Genomic DNA, 14,538 nt, shown 5'->3' on the forward strand with positions numbered 1-14,538 from the left:
ACGGCAGGCCAGGGCCCGCCGCCGAGATCAACCGCCGGGGTGGGACGAGATCGCCTCCTTGAGGCGGGTGCGCAGCCGCAGCCGGCCGCCGCCGGTGGTCATGCAGCGCAGGCCGTCGCCGAGCTGGTCGTACGGGGTGAGCAGGCCGTCGCGCAGCATCGGGATCAGGCAGGTCCGCTTGCGGTAGACCGCGATCGCGGCGAGGACCAGGTACACCCCGCTGAGGATCCACAGGCTGCGATCGTGCCACTGCACGGGCAGTACACCCGCGAGCACGAACTGCACCAGGAACAGCCCGAGCAGGGCGAGCGCCGCGCGCAGGCTGAGCGTCAAGCCGAGCAGCAGCGCGATCGCGAGCAGCGACTGGGACGCGGTCAGCAGCAGCTCGCCGCGCTGGGCGGGCTCGATCGGCAGCCCCGACCAGCCGCGGCTGGACACCGCGAACACCGCCGGCAGTGTCCCGACGAGCAGGGTCCACTGGTTCACCTTGGACGAAACGAGCGCGCCGAGGGCTTCGGTGGTGTGCAGCCGGTACGCGTACAGGCCCGCCACCAGCAGCTCGGGCGCCTCCGAGGCGAGCGGGGCGACCCACTGCACGAGCAGGAACTCGCTGATCCCGAGCTCCTGGCCGGTGTCGACGAGACTCTCGGCGAACGGCTCGGCGGCCAGCAGGATGACGGCCGCCGCGACCAGGAACAGCCCGATGACCGTGCTGCGGCGGGGGACCTTGGCCAGGTTGCCGACCCAGGCCGACGGGCCGATGAGGTCCGGCTCGCCGGCCGGGGCGCGCGAGACCCGCCAGCTGTACGCGATGAACACCGCCACCAGGACCAGCGTGTCCCACAGCGTGAGGGTGCGCTTGAAGGGGAGGATCAGGCAGTACAACGAGGCGATCGTGAGAAACGCGAGCGGGACGGCGTCGGCGCGCCCGAGCGTGATCCCGCGCTTCTTGGACCGTCGCCAGGCGATGAGCACGACCACGACCCAGCCGATGCCGACCAGGATCCGGTTGGCGCCGGTCATGTTGGCCAGGGCGAGCGAGCACGCGGGCGTGCCGGGGTCGCCGGGCGGGTGGCAGTCCGCGCCGTACTGCGCCGCCGCCTCCCCGCCCCGCCAGGTGAAGACGAAGTCGACGGAGTACTCGGGCAGCACCGCGATCAGCGCCAGCACCGCCACCGCCAGCCCGGCCGACACGTCGACCTGCGCCGCCTCGGCCGCCCAGGCCAGCACGAACGCGGCCCCGACGATCGCCCCGCCGAAGACGAGGGCGGCCGCGGGGGCGGGCAGGTCGATGCCGGCGAGCGCGACGACCACTCCGGGGACGGTCGCCGCGAGCGCCAGCAGGCCCGAGAGGGGCGGTCGTCGCATGCCCGCCGATGCTACCGGCGTTGCGTTCAGACCGCCTGCGCAGCGGCGCGACCCGCCGTGCGCCCGGAGAACAGGCAGCCGCCGAGGAACGTGCCTTCGAGCGAGTTGTACCCGTGCATGCCCCCGCCGCCGAAGCCCGCGACCTCGCCGGCCGCGTACACGCCGGGGAGCGGGCTGCCGTCGGCGCGCAGGACCCGGCCGGACAGGTCGGTCTCCAGGCCGCCGAGCGTTTTGCGCGTGAGGATGTTCAAACGGACGGCAATGAGCGGTCCGGCCTTCGGATCGAGCAGCCGGTGCGGCGTGGCGACGCGAATGAGCTTGTCCCCGCGGTACGAACGCGCACCCCGGATCGCCGTGATCTGCGCGTCCTTCGTGAACGTGTTGGCCATCTCGCGGTCGCGGGCGACGATCGTCTCGCGGATGGCGGCGGCGTCGAGCGGTACACCCGGCTCGAGCTTCTGCATCCCGGCGATGAGCTCGTCCAGCGTGGTGGCGACCACGAAGTCGGCGCCGTGCTGCTTGAACGCCTCGACCGGGCCGGGCGCGCCCTTCTTCACCCGCTGCAGGACCTGCCCGACGCTGCGGTTGGTCAGGTCCGGGTTCTGCTCGGAGCCCGACAGCGCGAACTCCTTCTCGATGATCTTCTGGGTGAGGATGAACCAGCTGTGGTCGTGGCCGGTGGCGGTGATGTGCCGCAGCGTGCTGAGCGTGTCGAAGCCGGGGAAGCACGGGGCGGGCAGCCGCTTGCCGGTCGCGTCCAGCCACAGCGAGGACGGGCCGGGCAGGATCCGGATGCCGTGGTCGGGCCAGATCGGGTCCCAGTTGCGCAGGCCCTCGGTGTAGTGCCACATCCGGTCGGGGTTGATGATGCGCCCGCCGGCCGCCTCGGTGATGCCGAGCATGCGGCCGTCGACGTGTGCGGGCACGCCGGAGACCATGCGCTTCGGGGGCGTGCCGAGTCGCTGCGGCCACGCCTTGCGCACCAGGTCGTGGTCGCCGCCGATCCCGCCGGACGTCACGATGACCGCCGAGGCGGACAGTTCGAATTCGCCGACCGTGGTGCGCGAACTGGTCTGTCCGCGCGCGACTGTGCTCGCTTCGAGCACCGTGCCGCGCACCACCCCGCCGGGCAGCAGCTCGTCGACGCGGTGGCGGAAGCGCAGCTCGACCTTGTCGCTTGCGCGCACCCGGCGCTCGAACGGCTCGACGATCCCCGGCCCGGTGCCCCACGTGATGTGGAAGCGCGGCACCGAGTTGCCGTGCCCGTCGGCCGGTCCGCCGCCCCGCTCGGCCCACCCGACGACCGGGAACACGCGGTGCCCCATGGCCCGCAGCCATGCGCGCTTCTCGCCGGCGGCGAAGTGCACATAGGCCTCCGCCCAGCGCCGCGGCCACTCGTCCTCGGGCCGGTCGAACTGCGCGCTGCCCAGCCAGTCCTGCCACGCGAGCTCGGCGGAGTCCTTGATGCCCATCCGCCGCTGCTCGGGCGAGTCGACCAGGAACAGCCCGCCGAACGACCAGAACGCCTGCCCGCCGAGGCTCTGCTCGCCCTCCTGGTCGAGCAGGATGACCCGCTTGCCCGCATCGGCCACCTCGGCCGCCGCCACCAGTCCGGCGAGCCCGGCCCCGACCACGATCACATCCGCATCCACCCGACCAGACTAGGCATCTCCGTGCCAAAATCGTTGGTGCCCGAATCACATCTCCCGGCGGAATTTGTCATCCCGGTGACAAATTCGGTGCTCGCTGTTGTTCGTTCGGCCATGCGCGAGCAGGGTCGCTCCCTCACCGGCGGCCAGGGCCACGGCCTCACCCTGGGCGTCGAGACCGCGGTCGCCACGTTCATCTCCGGCGCCGACCTCGCCCCGACCCTGTCGCTGTTCGCCGAGCTCGGCCGCACCGAATACCGCGAGGGGCACCGCGTCGACGCATTGCGCTCGATCCTCACGCTCGGCGCCCAGACCTTCTGGGCCACGCTCGTCGAGCGCCCGGGTTCGCTCGAACCGCCGCAGTTGTACTCCACTGCCGCCGCCCTCTTCGCCTACGTCGACGCCCTCGCGGGCGCGGCGGCGGAGGGCTACCTCGACGAACAGCGCGACGCCGCCCGGGACTGGGCGCAGCTCCGCCGCCGCCTCATCACGCTGCTCATTCAGCCGGAGCCGCCCGCCGAGCCGACGCTGCTGGCCGCGGCCGAGGAGGCGAACTGGCCGCTGCCCGATTCGGTGTGCGCGGTGAGCATCGAGGGCACCGACGCCGAGCACCTGGCGCGCGCGGCCGGCGGCGGGGCGATCGCGACGGTCATCGACGGCGCCACCCGCCTGCTGCGCGCATCGCCGTCCACGTTGGACCGTGCGCTGTCCGGCCGGCGCGCGTCGATCGGGCCGCTGGTGTCCATTCGCGCGGCGCGGCGGTCGTATCGCATCTCGCGGCGGGCGCTGGAGCTGCAGCAGTCGGCGCGGCTGCCCGACGGGGTGCTCGGGTGTGACGACCATCTTGTACCGCTGCTGCTCGGTTGGGAGCCCGGCGTCGCCGATCGCCTGGCCGCCCGCGCGCTCGCCCCGCTCGACGGTGTCTCGGCGGCGGCGCGGGCGGCGCTGACCGAGACGCTGCTCGCCTGGCTGCGCTGCCAGGGCCAGGTCATCCCGGCGGCGCGGGAGTTGCACACGCATCCGCAGACGGTGCGGTACCGCCTGCGGCGCCTCCGCGACCTGTTCGGCGACGCCCTGGACGACCCGGACCAGCGCCTCGCCCTGCACCTGGCGCTCGTTCAGTTTTTGCACCCCTTTGTATCCTTGCGAACATGACCGACTTGATAGCCCTGCGGCGGGACGTGCACCGGCACCCGGAGCTGGCCGGTCGCGAGGAGCGGACGGCGGCGACCGTGGCCTCCCACCTCGCGGCCGCGGGGATCGCGGTGACGAGGGGGGTCGGCGGGCACGGGCTCGTCGCGGTGGTGGAGGGCGGCGCGCCGGGCCCGACGGTCGCGTACCGGGCCGACATGGACGCGATGGTCGCCGCCACGGGCCCCGCGCACCTGTGCGGCCACGATGTGCACACCGCGATCGGTGTCGGTATCGCGCAGACGTTTGCGCGCATGTCGTTCGCGGGCCGCGTGCTGGTGCTCTTCCAGCCGGCCGAGGAGACGCTCGAGGGCGCGCGGGCGATGCTCGATGCCGGCGTGTTCGCCTCGGGTGTACCGGATGAGGTGTACGCCCTCCACTGTGGACCCTTCCCGGTGGGCACCTTCGCGGTGATGCCCGGCGTGGGTCAGCCCGGCCAGGACATCGGCCACGTCGAGGGCGCGGACGCCGCGCTGGTCTCGTCGATCGCGGACCTGTCGACCGTGCGGCGGCCGGCGAACGACGCGCAGCTCCAGCAGCTGTTCGCGGACCTGCTCACCCCGGACGGCCCGCTGCGCCGCTTCGTGTTCGCGGAGGCCTGGATCCCGCCGGGCGACGCGACGACGTGGTTCGCGGTGCGCGCCTGGCCGCACGACCGGTACCCGGAGCTGCGCGCGCAACTCCGCCGCCTGGCCGGCGACCGCCGAGTCGTCTTCGACGGCGACCCGTTCCCGGCGATGGTCTGCTCGCAGGAGCTCAGCACCCTCGCCGCGGCACACCTGCTGACGGTGCCGGGGGTCGACGCGATCACCACGATGCACGCGGCCTTCCCGTTCAACGGCGAGGACTTCGGCCTGTTCCTGGAGCGGGCGCCGGGCGCGATGTTCTTCCTCGGCGTCGGCCTCGACGGCATCCCGCACGCCCCGAACTTCACCGTGGACGAGCGCGCGATCCCCCTCGGCGTGCGGGCCATGAGCAGCTTCCTGTCCAACCGGCTGGAGGTCCTCGCCCGGGCTAGCGCGTCGGGGGTGGGGTGAGGGCCTTCCTGCACTCCTCGAGCGTCGCGCACTGGAAGCGCAGCGAGGGCGGCAGGGGGACCCCGGCCACCGCGGCGGCCAGGGACGGGTCGTCCTTGAACTGTGTCGAAGTCGTCCGAGGCGGTGCAGGCGGTCAGGGCCGCGGCCGCCGCGACGAGCAGGGCCCCGTGAGCAGCATGCGCATGTGCCGATCATATGGAGCCCTCAGACGGCGAAGAGCAGGGCGGCGCTGATCAGCACGACGACGGCGGTGGCGAAGTGGATGCCGAACGCCGTGGCCTTCGTGCCGCCGTTGCGCAGGACGATCACGGTGTCGCCGAACGGGGCGAGGGCGACCACCAGCATGTACCAGGCCTCGGCGGTCGGGCCGGCGAAGGCCAGCAGGGCCAGGCCCACCAGGCCGTAGGTGGCGTCGCGGACGCCCTTGACCGTCAGGTACGCGCCGGTGCCCGGGACGCCGTAGCCGACCGCCGACGGGATCGGCTGGAGCAGGAAGCGGGCGCCGATGAACAGGATGAAGAGGTTGAGCACGATCGCCAGGCCGTACGCGAGGGGAGTGAGCATCGTTCGCGTCCTTTCTAAACGCTAGCGTTGCTAGGAACGCTGTCGATGCTAGGCCTAGCGGTGCTAGGATTGCAAGCGTGGCTAGCGAAGAGCGGCGTGAGCGGGACCGGGCGGTCCGGGAGCGGATGATCGTGGCGGCGGCTCGGGAGCTGGCCGAGACGCAGGGGTGGGAGGCGGTGACCACGCGGCGGCTGGCCGAGCGGGTCGAGTACAGCCAGCCGGTGCTGTACAGCCATTTCAGGAGCAAGGACGCGATCATGGCGGCGGTCGCGGTCGAGGGGTTTGCCGAGCTGGCGGCCGAGTTGCACGCCGCGGGCGGGCTCGCGGGGGTCGCCACCGCCTACCTGGACTTTGCGGAGCGGCGACCGGCGCTGTACGACGCGATGTTCTCGCACGCCGTCGACCTCGCGTTCGCCAGTGAGGAGACGCCACCGCAGCTGCGGGCCGGGTTCGAGGCGCTGTCGGCGGCGATCGCGCCGTACACACGGGGAGATGATCTTGGGTTGCTCACCGAGACGCTGTGGGCCGGGTTGCACGGGCTGGCCACGCTGACGCGTGGAGGACGGCTGCCGCGCGAGACGCAACAACAGCGCCTGGCCATCCTGCTGACGCGATTGACCGGCTGAGCGAAGGCCAACACAGTAGACGGCATGAGTGCGAAGAAGGACGCCTACGATGCCGTCTTGACCGCCGCCGAGTCGCACGCCCGGGCCTGGCTGGGGTCGCTGCCCGAGCGGGCCGTGCCGCCCCGCGCCGACGCCGACGCTCTTGCGTCCGTGCTCGGGGGTCCGCTGCCCGAGGGGCCGGCCGATCCCGCCGAAGTCGTCGAGCTGCTGGCCCGCGAGGCCGAGCCGGGGCTCATGGCGATGCCGTCCGGGCGGTTCTACGGGTGGGTGATCGGCGGCACGCTGCCCGCCGCGCTCGGGGCCGACTGGCTGGTCAGCGCCTGGGATCAGAACGGGGCCATGCGGTACCCGACGCCCGCCACCGCCGCGCTCGAAGAGGCCGCCGGGTCCTGGATCCTCGAGCTGCTCGGGCTGCCGGCCGGCGCGGACGTCGGGTTCGTCACCGGCGCCACCATGGCCAACTTCACCGGGCTGGCCGCCGCGCGCCGGCACGTGCTCGCCCGGCGGGGGTGGGACCTCGACTTCGACGGGCTGTTCGGGGCGCCGCGCATCCGGGTGCTCGTCGGGGAGGAGCGGCACGACACGCTCGACCTGGCGCTGCGCTATCTCGGGCTCGGCGCGCCCACGCCCGTCGCCGCCGACGAGCAGGGGCGCATCCGGCTCGACGCGCTCGCCGAGGCCCTCGCCGACGCCGCCGACGAGCCCACCATCGTGTGCCTGCAGGCCGGAAACGTCCACAGTGGAGCGTTCGATCCCATCGGTACGGCCACCGACCTCGCCCATCGCCACGGCGCCTGGGTGCACGTCGACGGGGCGTTCGGGCTCTGGGCCGCCGCCTCGCCGAACCTGCGGCACCTCGTGGACGGGCTCGATCGCGCCGATTCGTGGGCCACGGACGGGCACAAGACGCTGAACGTACCGTACGACTGCGGCATCGTGATCGTCGCCGACCCCTCGGCCCTGCGTGCGGCGATGGGCGTGGAGGCCAGCTATCTCATCGAACCGGCCGGGCCCGGCGGACCGGCAGATCCGTTCGAGAAGGTCCCCGAACTGTCGCGGCGGGCGCGCGGCGTGCCCGTGTGGGCGGCGCTTCGCTCACTCGGCCGGCGCGGGGTGGCTGAAATGGTGGACGGATTCGCGCGCAATGCGGCGCAACTCGCGCAGGGCATCGCCGCGATCGACGGCGCCGAGGTGCTCAACGACGTGGTGTTCACGCAGGTCTGCGCGAGCTTCGGCGACGACGGGCGGACGGCCGCGGTCACCCGCGCGCTGCTCGAGGACGGCCGCGCGTGGATGTCCGGTTCCCGGTGGCGTGGCCGCGCGATTCTGCGCGTCTCGGTCAGCAACTGGTCGACCGACGACACCGACATCCAGGAGTCCCTGGCCGCCGTGCGCCGGGCCGTGGCGCGCGCTCAGGGCGCGTAGGACGCCATCGAGTCCAGGATCCGCTCGACCCCGAAGCCGGGCGGCTCCGCACCCGGCGCGCGCAGATAGGCCGCGTACTCCGGGCAGTCGTTCGCCTCCAGCAAGGGGATCAGCACGCCGAGGTCCGGCGGCGCGGCGGCGAGATCGCGGTGCAGCGCCGCCCGGAGCCGGGCCTGGCCGTCCAGCAGCATCGCGAACTCCAGCCGGACCTCCGTGGCCAGCCCGCTGGATCGGGTCGCCTGCAGGAAGCACTCGGTCCACAGCACGATGTTGCGGGTGAACGGCGTGCGGAGCCGCACGTCGAGCAGCCACGGCCGGCTGCTGTACCGCGCGAGCAGCGCGTCCGCCCACGCCCGCGCGGCCGGGCGCCACCCCGGCGCGGCGTCCAGCGCCGGGGGCGGACCGCTGCCGGCGTCGGCGATGAGCGTGAGGAGGTCCTCCTTCGAGGCGACATGGCGGTACAGCGCGTTCTGCGTCACCCCCACCTCCCGTGCCACGCGCGGCATGGACACCCCGGCCACGCCCTCCGCGTCGGCCAGCGCCACCCCCGCCGCGACGATCGTCGGCACGTCGATGGTCCGCGGCCGCCCGCGCGGCACGGAGGCCGGCGCGGTCCAGGAACGTTCGAGCATTGACTCAGTCTGCCATCGTCTTTAGTGTAAGCCTTACACAAACACGGGGAGACGCCATGAGAGTGCTTCGCGCCACCGTCTGTTTCTTCGCCGCCTACGCCGTCGTGACCGTGCTGGCCGGGGCCGTCACGCTGATCTACGGGGCCGTCAACCACACCGCCGACGCCGACGCCCGCGCCGGGAGCATGGTGCTGGCGCCGTCGTTCACGGCCACGGTGCCGTACCACGTCGTCATCATGCTCGTGGTCGCCACGCTGTTCGGGATGCTCTACTGGCGCCGTCCGGCCGGGCGCCGGCACGAGGCCCTCGCGCTCGCCGTGGCCTGGACCGGCGCGGCGATGCTCGTCGACTTCGTGGGCTTCGTGCTCATCGAGAACCCGTGGTCGCTCACGCCGCACGAGCTCTACGTGGACTACCAGCCGTGGATCACGCTCCTCTACGCGGCGATGTTCGTGAGCGCCTACGGGAGCAGGACGATCTTGCCGCGGGTGTGGCGGCGGTCGACCTCCTCGAACGCCTTGGCCACGTCGTCCAGCGAGTAGGTGGCCGCGATCGGCAGCTCCAGCGTGCCGTCCACGAGCAGGTCGGCCACGTACTGCAAGACCTCCACAGTGGACGCGTCGTCGCTGCCCTCCGCCTTCACCCCGAGGCGCTGGGCGGCCTCGAACGCGATGATGGTGTTGATCCGGTCCTTGGGGATGCCGAGCTCGAGGGCGAGGTCGACGTACTGCGGCCCGAACAGGTCGATGAAGGCGTCGATCCCGTCCGGGGCGGCCGCGCGCAACCGGTCGGCCAGGTCGGGGCCGTAGGGAACCGGGACGACGCCGTGCGCCGCGAGCCAGTCCCCATTGGACGGTGAGGCGATGCCGAGGACGCGGGCGCCGGCGTGCCGCAGCAGCTGGACGGTCAGCGTGCCGACGCCGCCGGCCGCGGCCGAGACGGCGACCGTCTCACCCGGCTTCACCCCGATGGCGCGGACGGCGGCGTAGGCGGTGCAGCCCACGACGTACAGGGAGCCGGCGACCTCCCACGACAGCGCGGCCGGCTTGCGGATGAGCTGGGTGACCGGCACCGCCGTGTGGGTGGCGTGACTGGAGCGGGTCCAGGAGAAGCCGAGCACCTCGTCGCCGGCCGCGAACCCGGTCACGCCCGGGCCGACCTGGGTGACGACGCCGGCCAGGTCGCTGCCCTCGCCGCTGGGGAACGAGGTCCGGTACAGGAATTCGAGCGCCCCGCTGCGGATGCCGCTCTCGCCCGGGTTGACGCCGGCCGCGCGCACGGCCACCACCACCTCGCCGGGGCCGGGTGAGGGCATCGGGATGTCGGCCAGGTACAGCACCTCGGGGCCGCCGAAGCCGTCGAACCGCACGGCCCGGGCCGTGGCCCCGGTCATCGTCTCCGTCATGAGTTCCTCCAACTGCGCAGGGTGGACAGTGAGCGGGCGAAGCTCCGCAGGGCGCTACCCGTCAGGGCGCCGCCGAACCGCGCCGCCAGCTCGGCGTCGAACACCGTCTCGGCGGCCGCGATCGCGGCGGTGCCGTCGGCGGTGAGCTCCACAATGGACGATCGCCGGTCGTCTGGGTTGGGGCGGCGCTCCAGCAGGCCGCGGGCCACCACGCGGTCGACCGCCTGGCTGGCCCCGCCGATGGTGATGCACAGGGCGGTGGCGATGTCGTTGATGCGGCACGCCTCGGTGCGGGCCACCACGCGCAGCACGTCGAGGCTGCCGAGGGGGATCGCCCCCGCCTCCCGCAGCTTGGCGTCCACGCCGTTCCACAGGTCGGTCTCGAACCGCACCAGGTCCTCGAAGACCTGCCGGAGATCCACGCTCACGGGAAGTACATTAGCACTAATTACATTAGAGCTAAACAAAGAAGTTTCGAAACATGTTACGGCGCAACGGAGTTGACCATGGTGTTACCGATCTGTGACCACTGATCACCGGCGAAGGGAGGTATGTTCGCGGCCATAACAAACCCCACCACCCTGCACGCACACCCTCTCCTCCCGATACGAAAGGAGGCGTCAGGGATGGGTAAGACCCTCAAGATCCTGGCCGCCACCGCCCTGGCGGCCCTGCTCGCCACGACCTCGGCCTGCAGCCAGACCCGCAAGGACGACAACGCCGGCGGCGGCGCCGACAGCGGACCGGCCCTGGTCGGGATCGCCATGCCGACCCGCAGTCTGGAGCGCTGGAACAACGACGGCGCCCACCTCGAGGACCTGCTGAAGAAGGCGGGCTACAAGACCTCGCTGCAGTACGCCGACAACAAGGTCGACCAGCAGATCACCCAGCTCCAGAACATGATCAACGACAAGGCCAAGATCCTGGTCATCGCCTCCATCGACGGCACCGCGCTCGCGCCGGTGCTGCAGCAGGCGGCGGACAAGAAGGTCAAGGTCATCGCGTACGACCGGCTGATCAACTCCAGCCCCAACGTGGACTACTACGCGACCTTCGACAACTACAAGGTCGGCCAGCTGCAGGGCCAGTTCATCGTCTCCAAGCTCGGCCTCGACCAGGGCAAGGGCCCGTTCAACCTGGAGCCGTTCTCGGGCTCGTCCGACGACAACAACGCCAAGTTCTTCTTCGCCGGCGCCTGGGACGTGCTCAAGACCTATGTGGACAGCGGCAAGCTCGTCATCCCGTCGGGCAAGAAGCTGGCCACCAACGACGACTGGAAGACGGTCTCGATCAACGGCTGGAAGACCGAGACGGCCCAGGCCGAGATGGACAACCGGCTGAACTCCTTCTACACCGGCGGCAAGAAGGTCGATGTCGTACTGTCCCCGAACGACTCCCTCGCGCTGGGCATCGCGCAGTCGCTGGACTCGCACGGGTACAAGCCGGGCGGTGACTGGCCCATCCTCACCGGGCAGGACGCCGACCTCGCCAACACCAAGAACATCCTGGCCGGCAAGCAGTCGATGACGGTCTGGAAGGACACCCGGACCCTCGGCGACCAGGTGGCCAAGATGGTCGACTCGATCAGCAAGGGCACGCAGGTCGAGACGAACGACACCAAGACGTACAACAACGGGATCAAGGTCGTTCCCTCCTACCTCCTCCCGCCGGTCGTGGTCACCAAGGACGACGTGAAGTCGAAACTGGTCGACTCCGGCTTCTTCAAGGCCTCCGACCTGGGCCTGTAACCGCCGGAGCCAGCCGGGCCGGGTCCGCCGAGTGCGGGCCCGGCCCACACGCGACCTGTAAGGGAAGCCCCCATGCCCTTGTTGCTCGAGATGCACGGCATCACCAAGAGTTTTCCAGGCGTGAAAGCGCTCCAGGACGTCACGATGCGGGTGGCCGAGGGCGAGGTGCACGCGATCTGTGGCGAGAACGGCGCCGGCAAGTCCACGTTGATGAAGATTTTGTCCGGGGTGTACCCGCACGGCTCCTACGAGGGCGACATCGACTTCGCCGGCGAGCCGTGCCACTTCCGCTCGATCCGCGACTCCGAGCAGCGCGGGATCGTCATCATCCACCAGGAGCTCGCGCTCAGCCCGTTCCTGTCGATCGCGGAGAACATCTTCCTCGGCAACGAACGCGCGACCCGCGGCATCGTGAACTGGCCGCAGACGAACAGGCGCGCGGCCGAGCTGCTCGCCCGCGTCGGCCTGCGCGAGCAGCCGGACACCAAGATCCTCGACATCGGCGTCGGCAAGCAGCAGCTCGTCGAGATCGCCAAGGCGCTGTCCAAGCGGGTCCGGCTGCTCATCCTCGACGAGCCGACGGCCGCCCTGAACGACGCCGACTCGGAGCACCTGCTCGGGCTGATCCGCCAGCTCAAGGGCCAGGGCATCACCTCGATCATCATCTCGCACAAGCTGAACGAGATCGCGTCGATCGCGGACACGACGACCGTGCTGCGCGATGGCCGTACCGTCGCGGACTTCGACATGCACGGTGCGGATCCCGTCACGGAGGATCGGATCATCCGCGCCATGGTCGGCCGCGACCTCGCGCACCGGTTCCCCGACCACACGCCCCGCATCGGCGAGGAGGTGCTGCGGATCGAGGACTGGACCGTGCACCACCCCATCGACCGCGGCCGGGTCGTCGTGGACGGCGCGAACCTGCGCGTGCACGGCGGCGAGATCATCGGGGTCGCCGGGCTCATGGGCGCCGGCCGCACCGAACTCGCGATGAGCGTGTTCGGGCACAGCTACGGCACCGGGATCTCCGGGCGGCTGTACCTGCACGGCCGGGAGGTCCGGGCCCGCTCCGTCGACGAGGCCATCGGGCACGGCATCGCCTACGCGACCGAGGACCGCAAGCGGTACGGCCTGAACCTCATCGAGGACATCAAGCGCAACATCACCGCGGCCAAGCTCGCGGCGGTCGCCAAGCTCGGCGTGGTCAACAACGCCGAGGAGGTGCACCGGGCGGAGCGGCTGCGCCGGGAGATGCGGGTCAAGGCCGACTCCGTCGCCGTGCTCACCGGCAAGCTCTCCGGCGGCAACCAGCAGAAGGTCGTGCTGAGCAAGTGGCTCTTCACCGAGCCCGAGGTGCTCATCCTCGACGAGCCGACCCGTGGCATCGACGTCGGCGCCAAGTACGAGATCTACGAAATCATCAACGCCCTCGCGGACGCCGGCAAGGCGGTCGTCGTGATCTCCTCCGAGCTGCCGGAGCTGCTCGGGATCTGCGACCGGATCTACGCGATGAGCCAGGGGCGGATCACCGGCGAGATGGACCGGGCGGCGGCTACCCAGGAGGGCCTCATGCGGTACATGACGATGGACAAGAGCGGAGTCAGCCGGTGAGCACGACGGAGACCTTGCCGCCGGAGACGACGCCGACCGAGGTCTCGTCGTTGCGCGGGTACCTGGGCCAGAACCTCTGGCAGTACGGCATGCTGACGGTCCTCATCGCCATCGTCATCACGTTCCAGATCCTGACCGACGGGCGGCTGCTGTACCCCGACAACGTCGCCGCGCTGGTCCAGCAGAACGCCTACGTGCTGATCCTGGCCATCGGCATGGTCATGGTCATCGTGGCCCAGCACATCGACCTGTCCGTCGGCTCGATCGTGGCGTTCATCGGCGGCGTGTGTGCCCTGATGATCACCGAGTGGGGCTGGCCCTGGCCCGTCGCGGTGGCCGCGTCCGTCGCGATCGGCATCGTCGTCGGCTGCTGGCAGGGGTTCTGGATCGCGTACGTCGGCATCCCGGCCTTCATCGTCACGCTCGGCGGGATGCTGCTCTTCCGCGGCCTCGCGGTGCTCGCGGTGAGCCAGACCGTGCCGGTGCAGGATCAGGGCTTCGGCGCCATCGCGGCCAAGTCGCTGCCCAACGCGCTCGGGTTCCTGGGCAACCTCGACGGCATGACGCTGCTCGTCGGCGGCGTGGCGATCGGCGGGCTCGCGTACACGCAGCTGCGCACCCGCCGCGAGCTGATCCGCTACGACCTGCGGCTGGAGCCGCGGGCCGCGTTCATCGGCAAACTCGCGGTGTTCACGGCGCTCATCGCGTACATCACCTATCTGCTCGCCGAGAGCACCGACGGCACCCCGAACGTGCTCATCATCGTCGGCGCACTGGTCATTCTCTACACGTACATCATGGGCAACACGGTGTTCGGCCGGCACATCTACGCGATGGGCGGGAATCTCGCCGCCGCGAAACTGTCGGGCGTGAAGACGAAGCGTGTAACTTTCCTCATCTTCGTCAACATGGGCATCCTGGCCGGCGTCGCCGCGGTCGTCACCACCTCGCGTGCCGGGGCCGGCGTGGCGGGCGCCGGGACGAACTACGAATTGGACGCGATCGCCGCCGCGTTCATCGGCGGCACGGCCGTGACCGGCGGAATCGGCAAGGTCACGGGGGCCGTGATCGGGGCACTGATCATGGGCGTGCTGAACATGGGCCTGTCGATTCTGGGCGTCGACGCGGCGTGGCAGCAGGCCATCAAGGGGCTCGTCCTGATCGCCGCGGTCGCGTTCGACATCGTCAGCAAGCGGGTCGCCAACTCGGCCCAGTGATTGGCAATGTTTCGATAACGGAGGCGTATTGACGGGTGTATTGACGGCCCAATAGCGTCGGT

The 14,538-nt window shown here is 71.0% G+C and carries 14 protein-coding genes; 8 read left to right on the forward strand and 6 right to left on the reverse strand.

What is annotated here, in order from left to right; all coding sequences use genetic code 11:
• Window positions 1–27: 27 nt before the first annotated feature.
• Window positions 28–1,368, reverse strand: a complete 1,341-nt coding sequence (locus ACQPZ4_RS15620) for a sodium:proton exchanger (RefSeq protein WP_433060949.1) — start codon at window positions 1,366–1,368, stop codon at window positions 28–30.
• Window positions 1,369–1,394: 26 nt separating this feature from the next.
• On the reverse strand, window positions 1,395–3,020 hold the full coding sequence (locus ACQPZ4_RS15625) for an FAD-binding dehydrogenase (protein WP_433060951.1): 1,626 nt from the start codon (window positions 3,018–3,020) through the stop codon (window positions 1,395–1,397).
• Window positions 3,021–3,131: 111 nt separating this feature from the next.
• Here ACQPZ4_RS15625 and ACQPZ4_RS15630 point away from each other — a divergent pair, with 111 nt between their 5' ends.
• Both ACQPZ4_RS15630 and ACQPZ4_RS15635 read left to right on the forward strand, forming a co-directional pair.
• Window positions 3,132–4,172, forward strand: coding sequence for a helix-turn-helix domain-containing protein (locus ACQPZ4_RS15630; protein ID WP_433060953.1), 1,041 nt, complete (start codon window positions 3,132–3,134; stop codon window positions 4,170–4,172).
• Window positions 4,169–5,245 (forward strand): M20 metallopeptidase family protein, encoded by a 1,077-nt coding sequence (locus ACQPZ4_RS15635; RefSeq protein ID WP_433060954.1) that lies wholly within the window; start codon window positions 4,169–4,171, stop codon window positions 5,243–5,245. The genes ACQPZ4_RS15630 and ACQPZ4_RS15635 overlap by 4 nt, the downstream gene beginning before the upstream one ends.
• A 204-nt stretch (window positions 5,246–5,449) precedes the next feature.
• On the opposite strand, the gene ACQPZ4_RS15640 is transcribed toward ACQPZ4_RS15635, so the two are convergent.
• On the reverse strand, window positions 5,450–5,809 hold the full coding sequence (locus ACQPZ4_RS15640; protein WP_433060957.1) for a DUF4267 domain-containing protein: 360 nt from the start codon (window positions 5,807–5,809) through the stop codon (window positions 5,450–5,452).
• Window positions 5,810–5,886: 77 nt separating this feature from the next.
• On the opposite strand from ACQPZ4_RS15640, the gene ACQPZ4_RS15645 reads away from it, so the two are divergent.
• Together ACQPZ4_RS15645 and ACQPZ4_RS15650 are read left to right on the forward strand one after the other, a co-directional pair.
• Window positions 5,887–6,435, forward strand: coding sequence for a TetR/AcrR family transcriptional regulator (locus ACQPZ4_RS15645; RefSeq protein ID WP_433060959.1), 549 nt, complete (start codon window positions 5,887–5,889; stop codon window positions 6,433–6,435).
• A 24-nt stretch (window positions 6,436–6,459) separates the two neighbouring features.
• Window positions 6,460–7,860, forward strand: a complete 1,401-nt coding sequence (locus tag ACQPZ4_RS15650) for a pyridoxal phosphate-dependent decarboxylase family protein (RefSeq protein ID WP_433060962.1) — start codon at window positions 6,460–6,462, stop codon at window positions 7,858–7,860.
• Here the strand turns inward: ACQPZ4_RS15650 and ACQPZ4_RS15655 are convergent.
• Entirely contained in the window at window positions 7,848–8,492 is a 645-nt protein-coding gene (locus ACQPZ4_RS15655; protein ID WP_433060965.1) for a TetR/AcrR family transcriptional regulator, read from the reverse strand. The two genes, ACQPZ4_RS15650 and ACQPZ4_RS15655, sit on opposite strands and share 13 nt — an antisense overlap.
• Before the next feature lie 56 nt (window positions 8,493–8,548).
• Here ACQPZ4_RS15655 and ACQPZ4_RS15660 point away from each other — a divergent pair, with 56 nt between their 5' ends.
• Entirely contained in the window at window positions 8,549–9,034 is a 486-nt protein-coding gene (locus tag ACQPZ4_RS15660) for a hypothetical protein (protein ID WP_433060968.1), read from the forward strand.
• Here the strand turns inward: ACQPZ4_RS15660 and ACQPZ4_RS15665 are convergent.
• Both ACQPZ4_RS15665 and ACQPZ4_RS15670 read right to left on the reverse strand, forming a co-directional pair.
• Complete coding sequence (locus ACQPZ4_RS15665) at window positions 8,953–9,897, reverse strand: NADP-dependent oxidoreductase (protein ID WP_433060969.1); 945 nt, start codon at window positions 9,895–9,897, stop codon at window positions 8,953–8,955. The two genes, ACQPZ4_RS15660 and ACQPZ4_RS15665, sit on opposite strands and share 82 nt — an antisense overlap.
• Window positions 9,894–10,325: a MarR family winged helix-turn-helix transcriptional regulator gene (locus ACQPZ4_RS15670; protein ID WP_433060971.1), complete on the reverse strand. Its 432-nt coding sequence runs from the start codon at window positions 10,323–10,325 to the stop codon at window positions 9,894–9,896. The genes ACQPZ4_RS15665 and ACQPZ4_RS15670 overlap by 4 nt, the downstream gene beginning before the upstream one ends.
• 198 nt (window positions 10,326–10,523) lie before the next feature.
• Here ACQPZ4_RS15670 and chvE point away from each other — a divergent pair, with 198 nt between their 5' ends.
• The 3 genes from chvE (at window position 10,524) to mmsB (ending at window position 14,476) form a co-directional block, all read left to right on the forward strand.
• Entirely contained in the window at window positions 10,524–11,645 is a 1,122-nt protein-coding gene (gene chvE / locus ACQPZ4_RS15675; protein ID WP_433060974.1) for a multiple monosaccharide ABC transporter substrate-binding protein, read from the forward strand.
• A gap of 72 nt (window positions 11,646–11,717) precedes the next feature.
• Complete coding sequence (gene mmsA / locus ACQPZ4_RS15680; protein WP_433060976.1) at window positions 11,718–13,259, forward strand: multiple monosaccharide ABC transporter ATP-binding protein; 1,542 nt, start codon at window positions 11,718–11,720, stop codon at window positions 13,257–13,259.
• A complete protein-coding gene (mmsB, locus tag ACQPZ4_RS15685; RefSeq protein WP_433060978.1) occupies window positions 13,256–14,476 on the forward strand; it encodes a multiple monosaccharide ABC transporter permease in 1,221 nt (406 codons plus the stop codon). Before mmsA ends, mmsB begins: the two co-directional genes overlap by 4 nt.
• Window positions 14,477–14,538 lie beyond the last annotated feature (62 nt).

It is taken from the genome of Dactylosporangium sp. CS-033363 (genome assembly GCF_050942475.1).
Taxonomy (GTDB): domain Bacteria; phylum Actinomycetota; class Actinomycetes; order Mycobacteriales; family Micromonosporaceae; genus Dactylosporangium.

Excerpts from the sequence above, each read along its gene's own strand:
- chvE (WP_433060974.1), top strand. The coding sequence starts at position 10,524 with ATGGGTAAGACCCTCAAGATCCTGGCCGCCACCGCCCTGGCGGCCCTG.
- ACQPZ4_RS15630 (WP_433060953.1), top strand. The coding sequence starts at position 3,132 with ATGCGCGAGCAGGGTCGCTCCCTCACCGGCGGCCAGGGCCACGGCCTC.
- ACQPZ4_RS15640 (WP_433060957.1), bottom strand. The coding sequence starts at position 5,809 with ATGCTCACTCCCCTCGCGTACGGCCTGGCGATCGTGCTCAACCTCTTC.
- ACQPZ4_RS15620 (WP_433060949.1), bottom strand. The coding sequence starts at position 1,368 with ATGCGACGACCGCCCCTCTCGGGCCTGCTGGCGCTCGCGGCGACCGTC.
- ACQPZ4_RS15655 (WP_433060965.1), bottom strand. The coding sequence starts at position 8,492 with ATGCTCGAACGTTCCTGGACCGCGCCGGCCTCCGTGCCGCGCGGGCGG.
- ACQPZ4_RS15635 (WP_433060954.1), top strand. The coding sequence starts at position 4,169 with ATGACCGACTTGATAGCCCTGCGGCGGGACGTGCACCGGCACCCGGAG.
- ACQPZ4_RS15650 (WP_433060962.1), top strand. The coding sequence starts at position 6,460 with ATGAGTGCGAAGAAGGACGCCTACGATGCCGTCTTGACCGCCGCCGAG.
- ACQPZ4_RS15665 (WP_433060969.1), bottom strand. The coding sequence starts at position 9,897 with ATGACGGAGACGATGACCGGGGCCACGGCCCGGGCCGTGCGGTTCGAC.
- mmsA (WP_433060976.1), top strand. The coding sequence starts at position 11,718 with ATGCCCTTGTTGCTCGAGATGCACGGCATCACCAAGAGTTTTCCAGGC.
- ACQPZ4_RS15660 (WP_433060968.1), top strand. The coding sequence starts at position 8,549 with ATGAGAGTGCTTCGCGCCACCGTCTGTTTCTTCGCCGCCTACGCCGTC.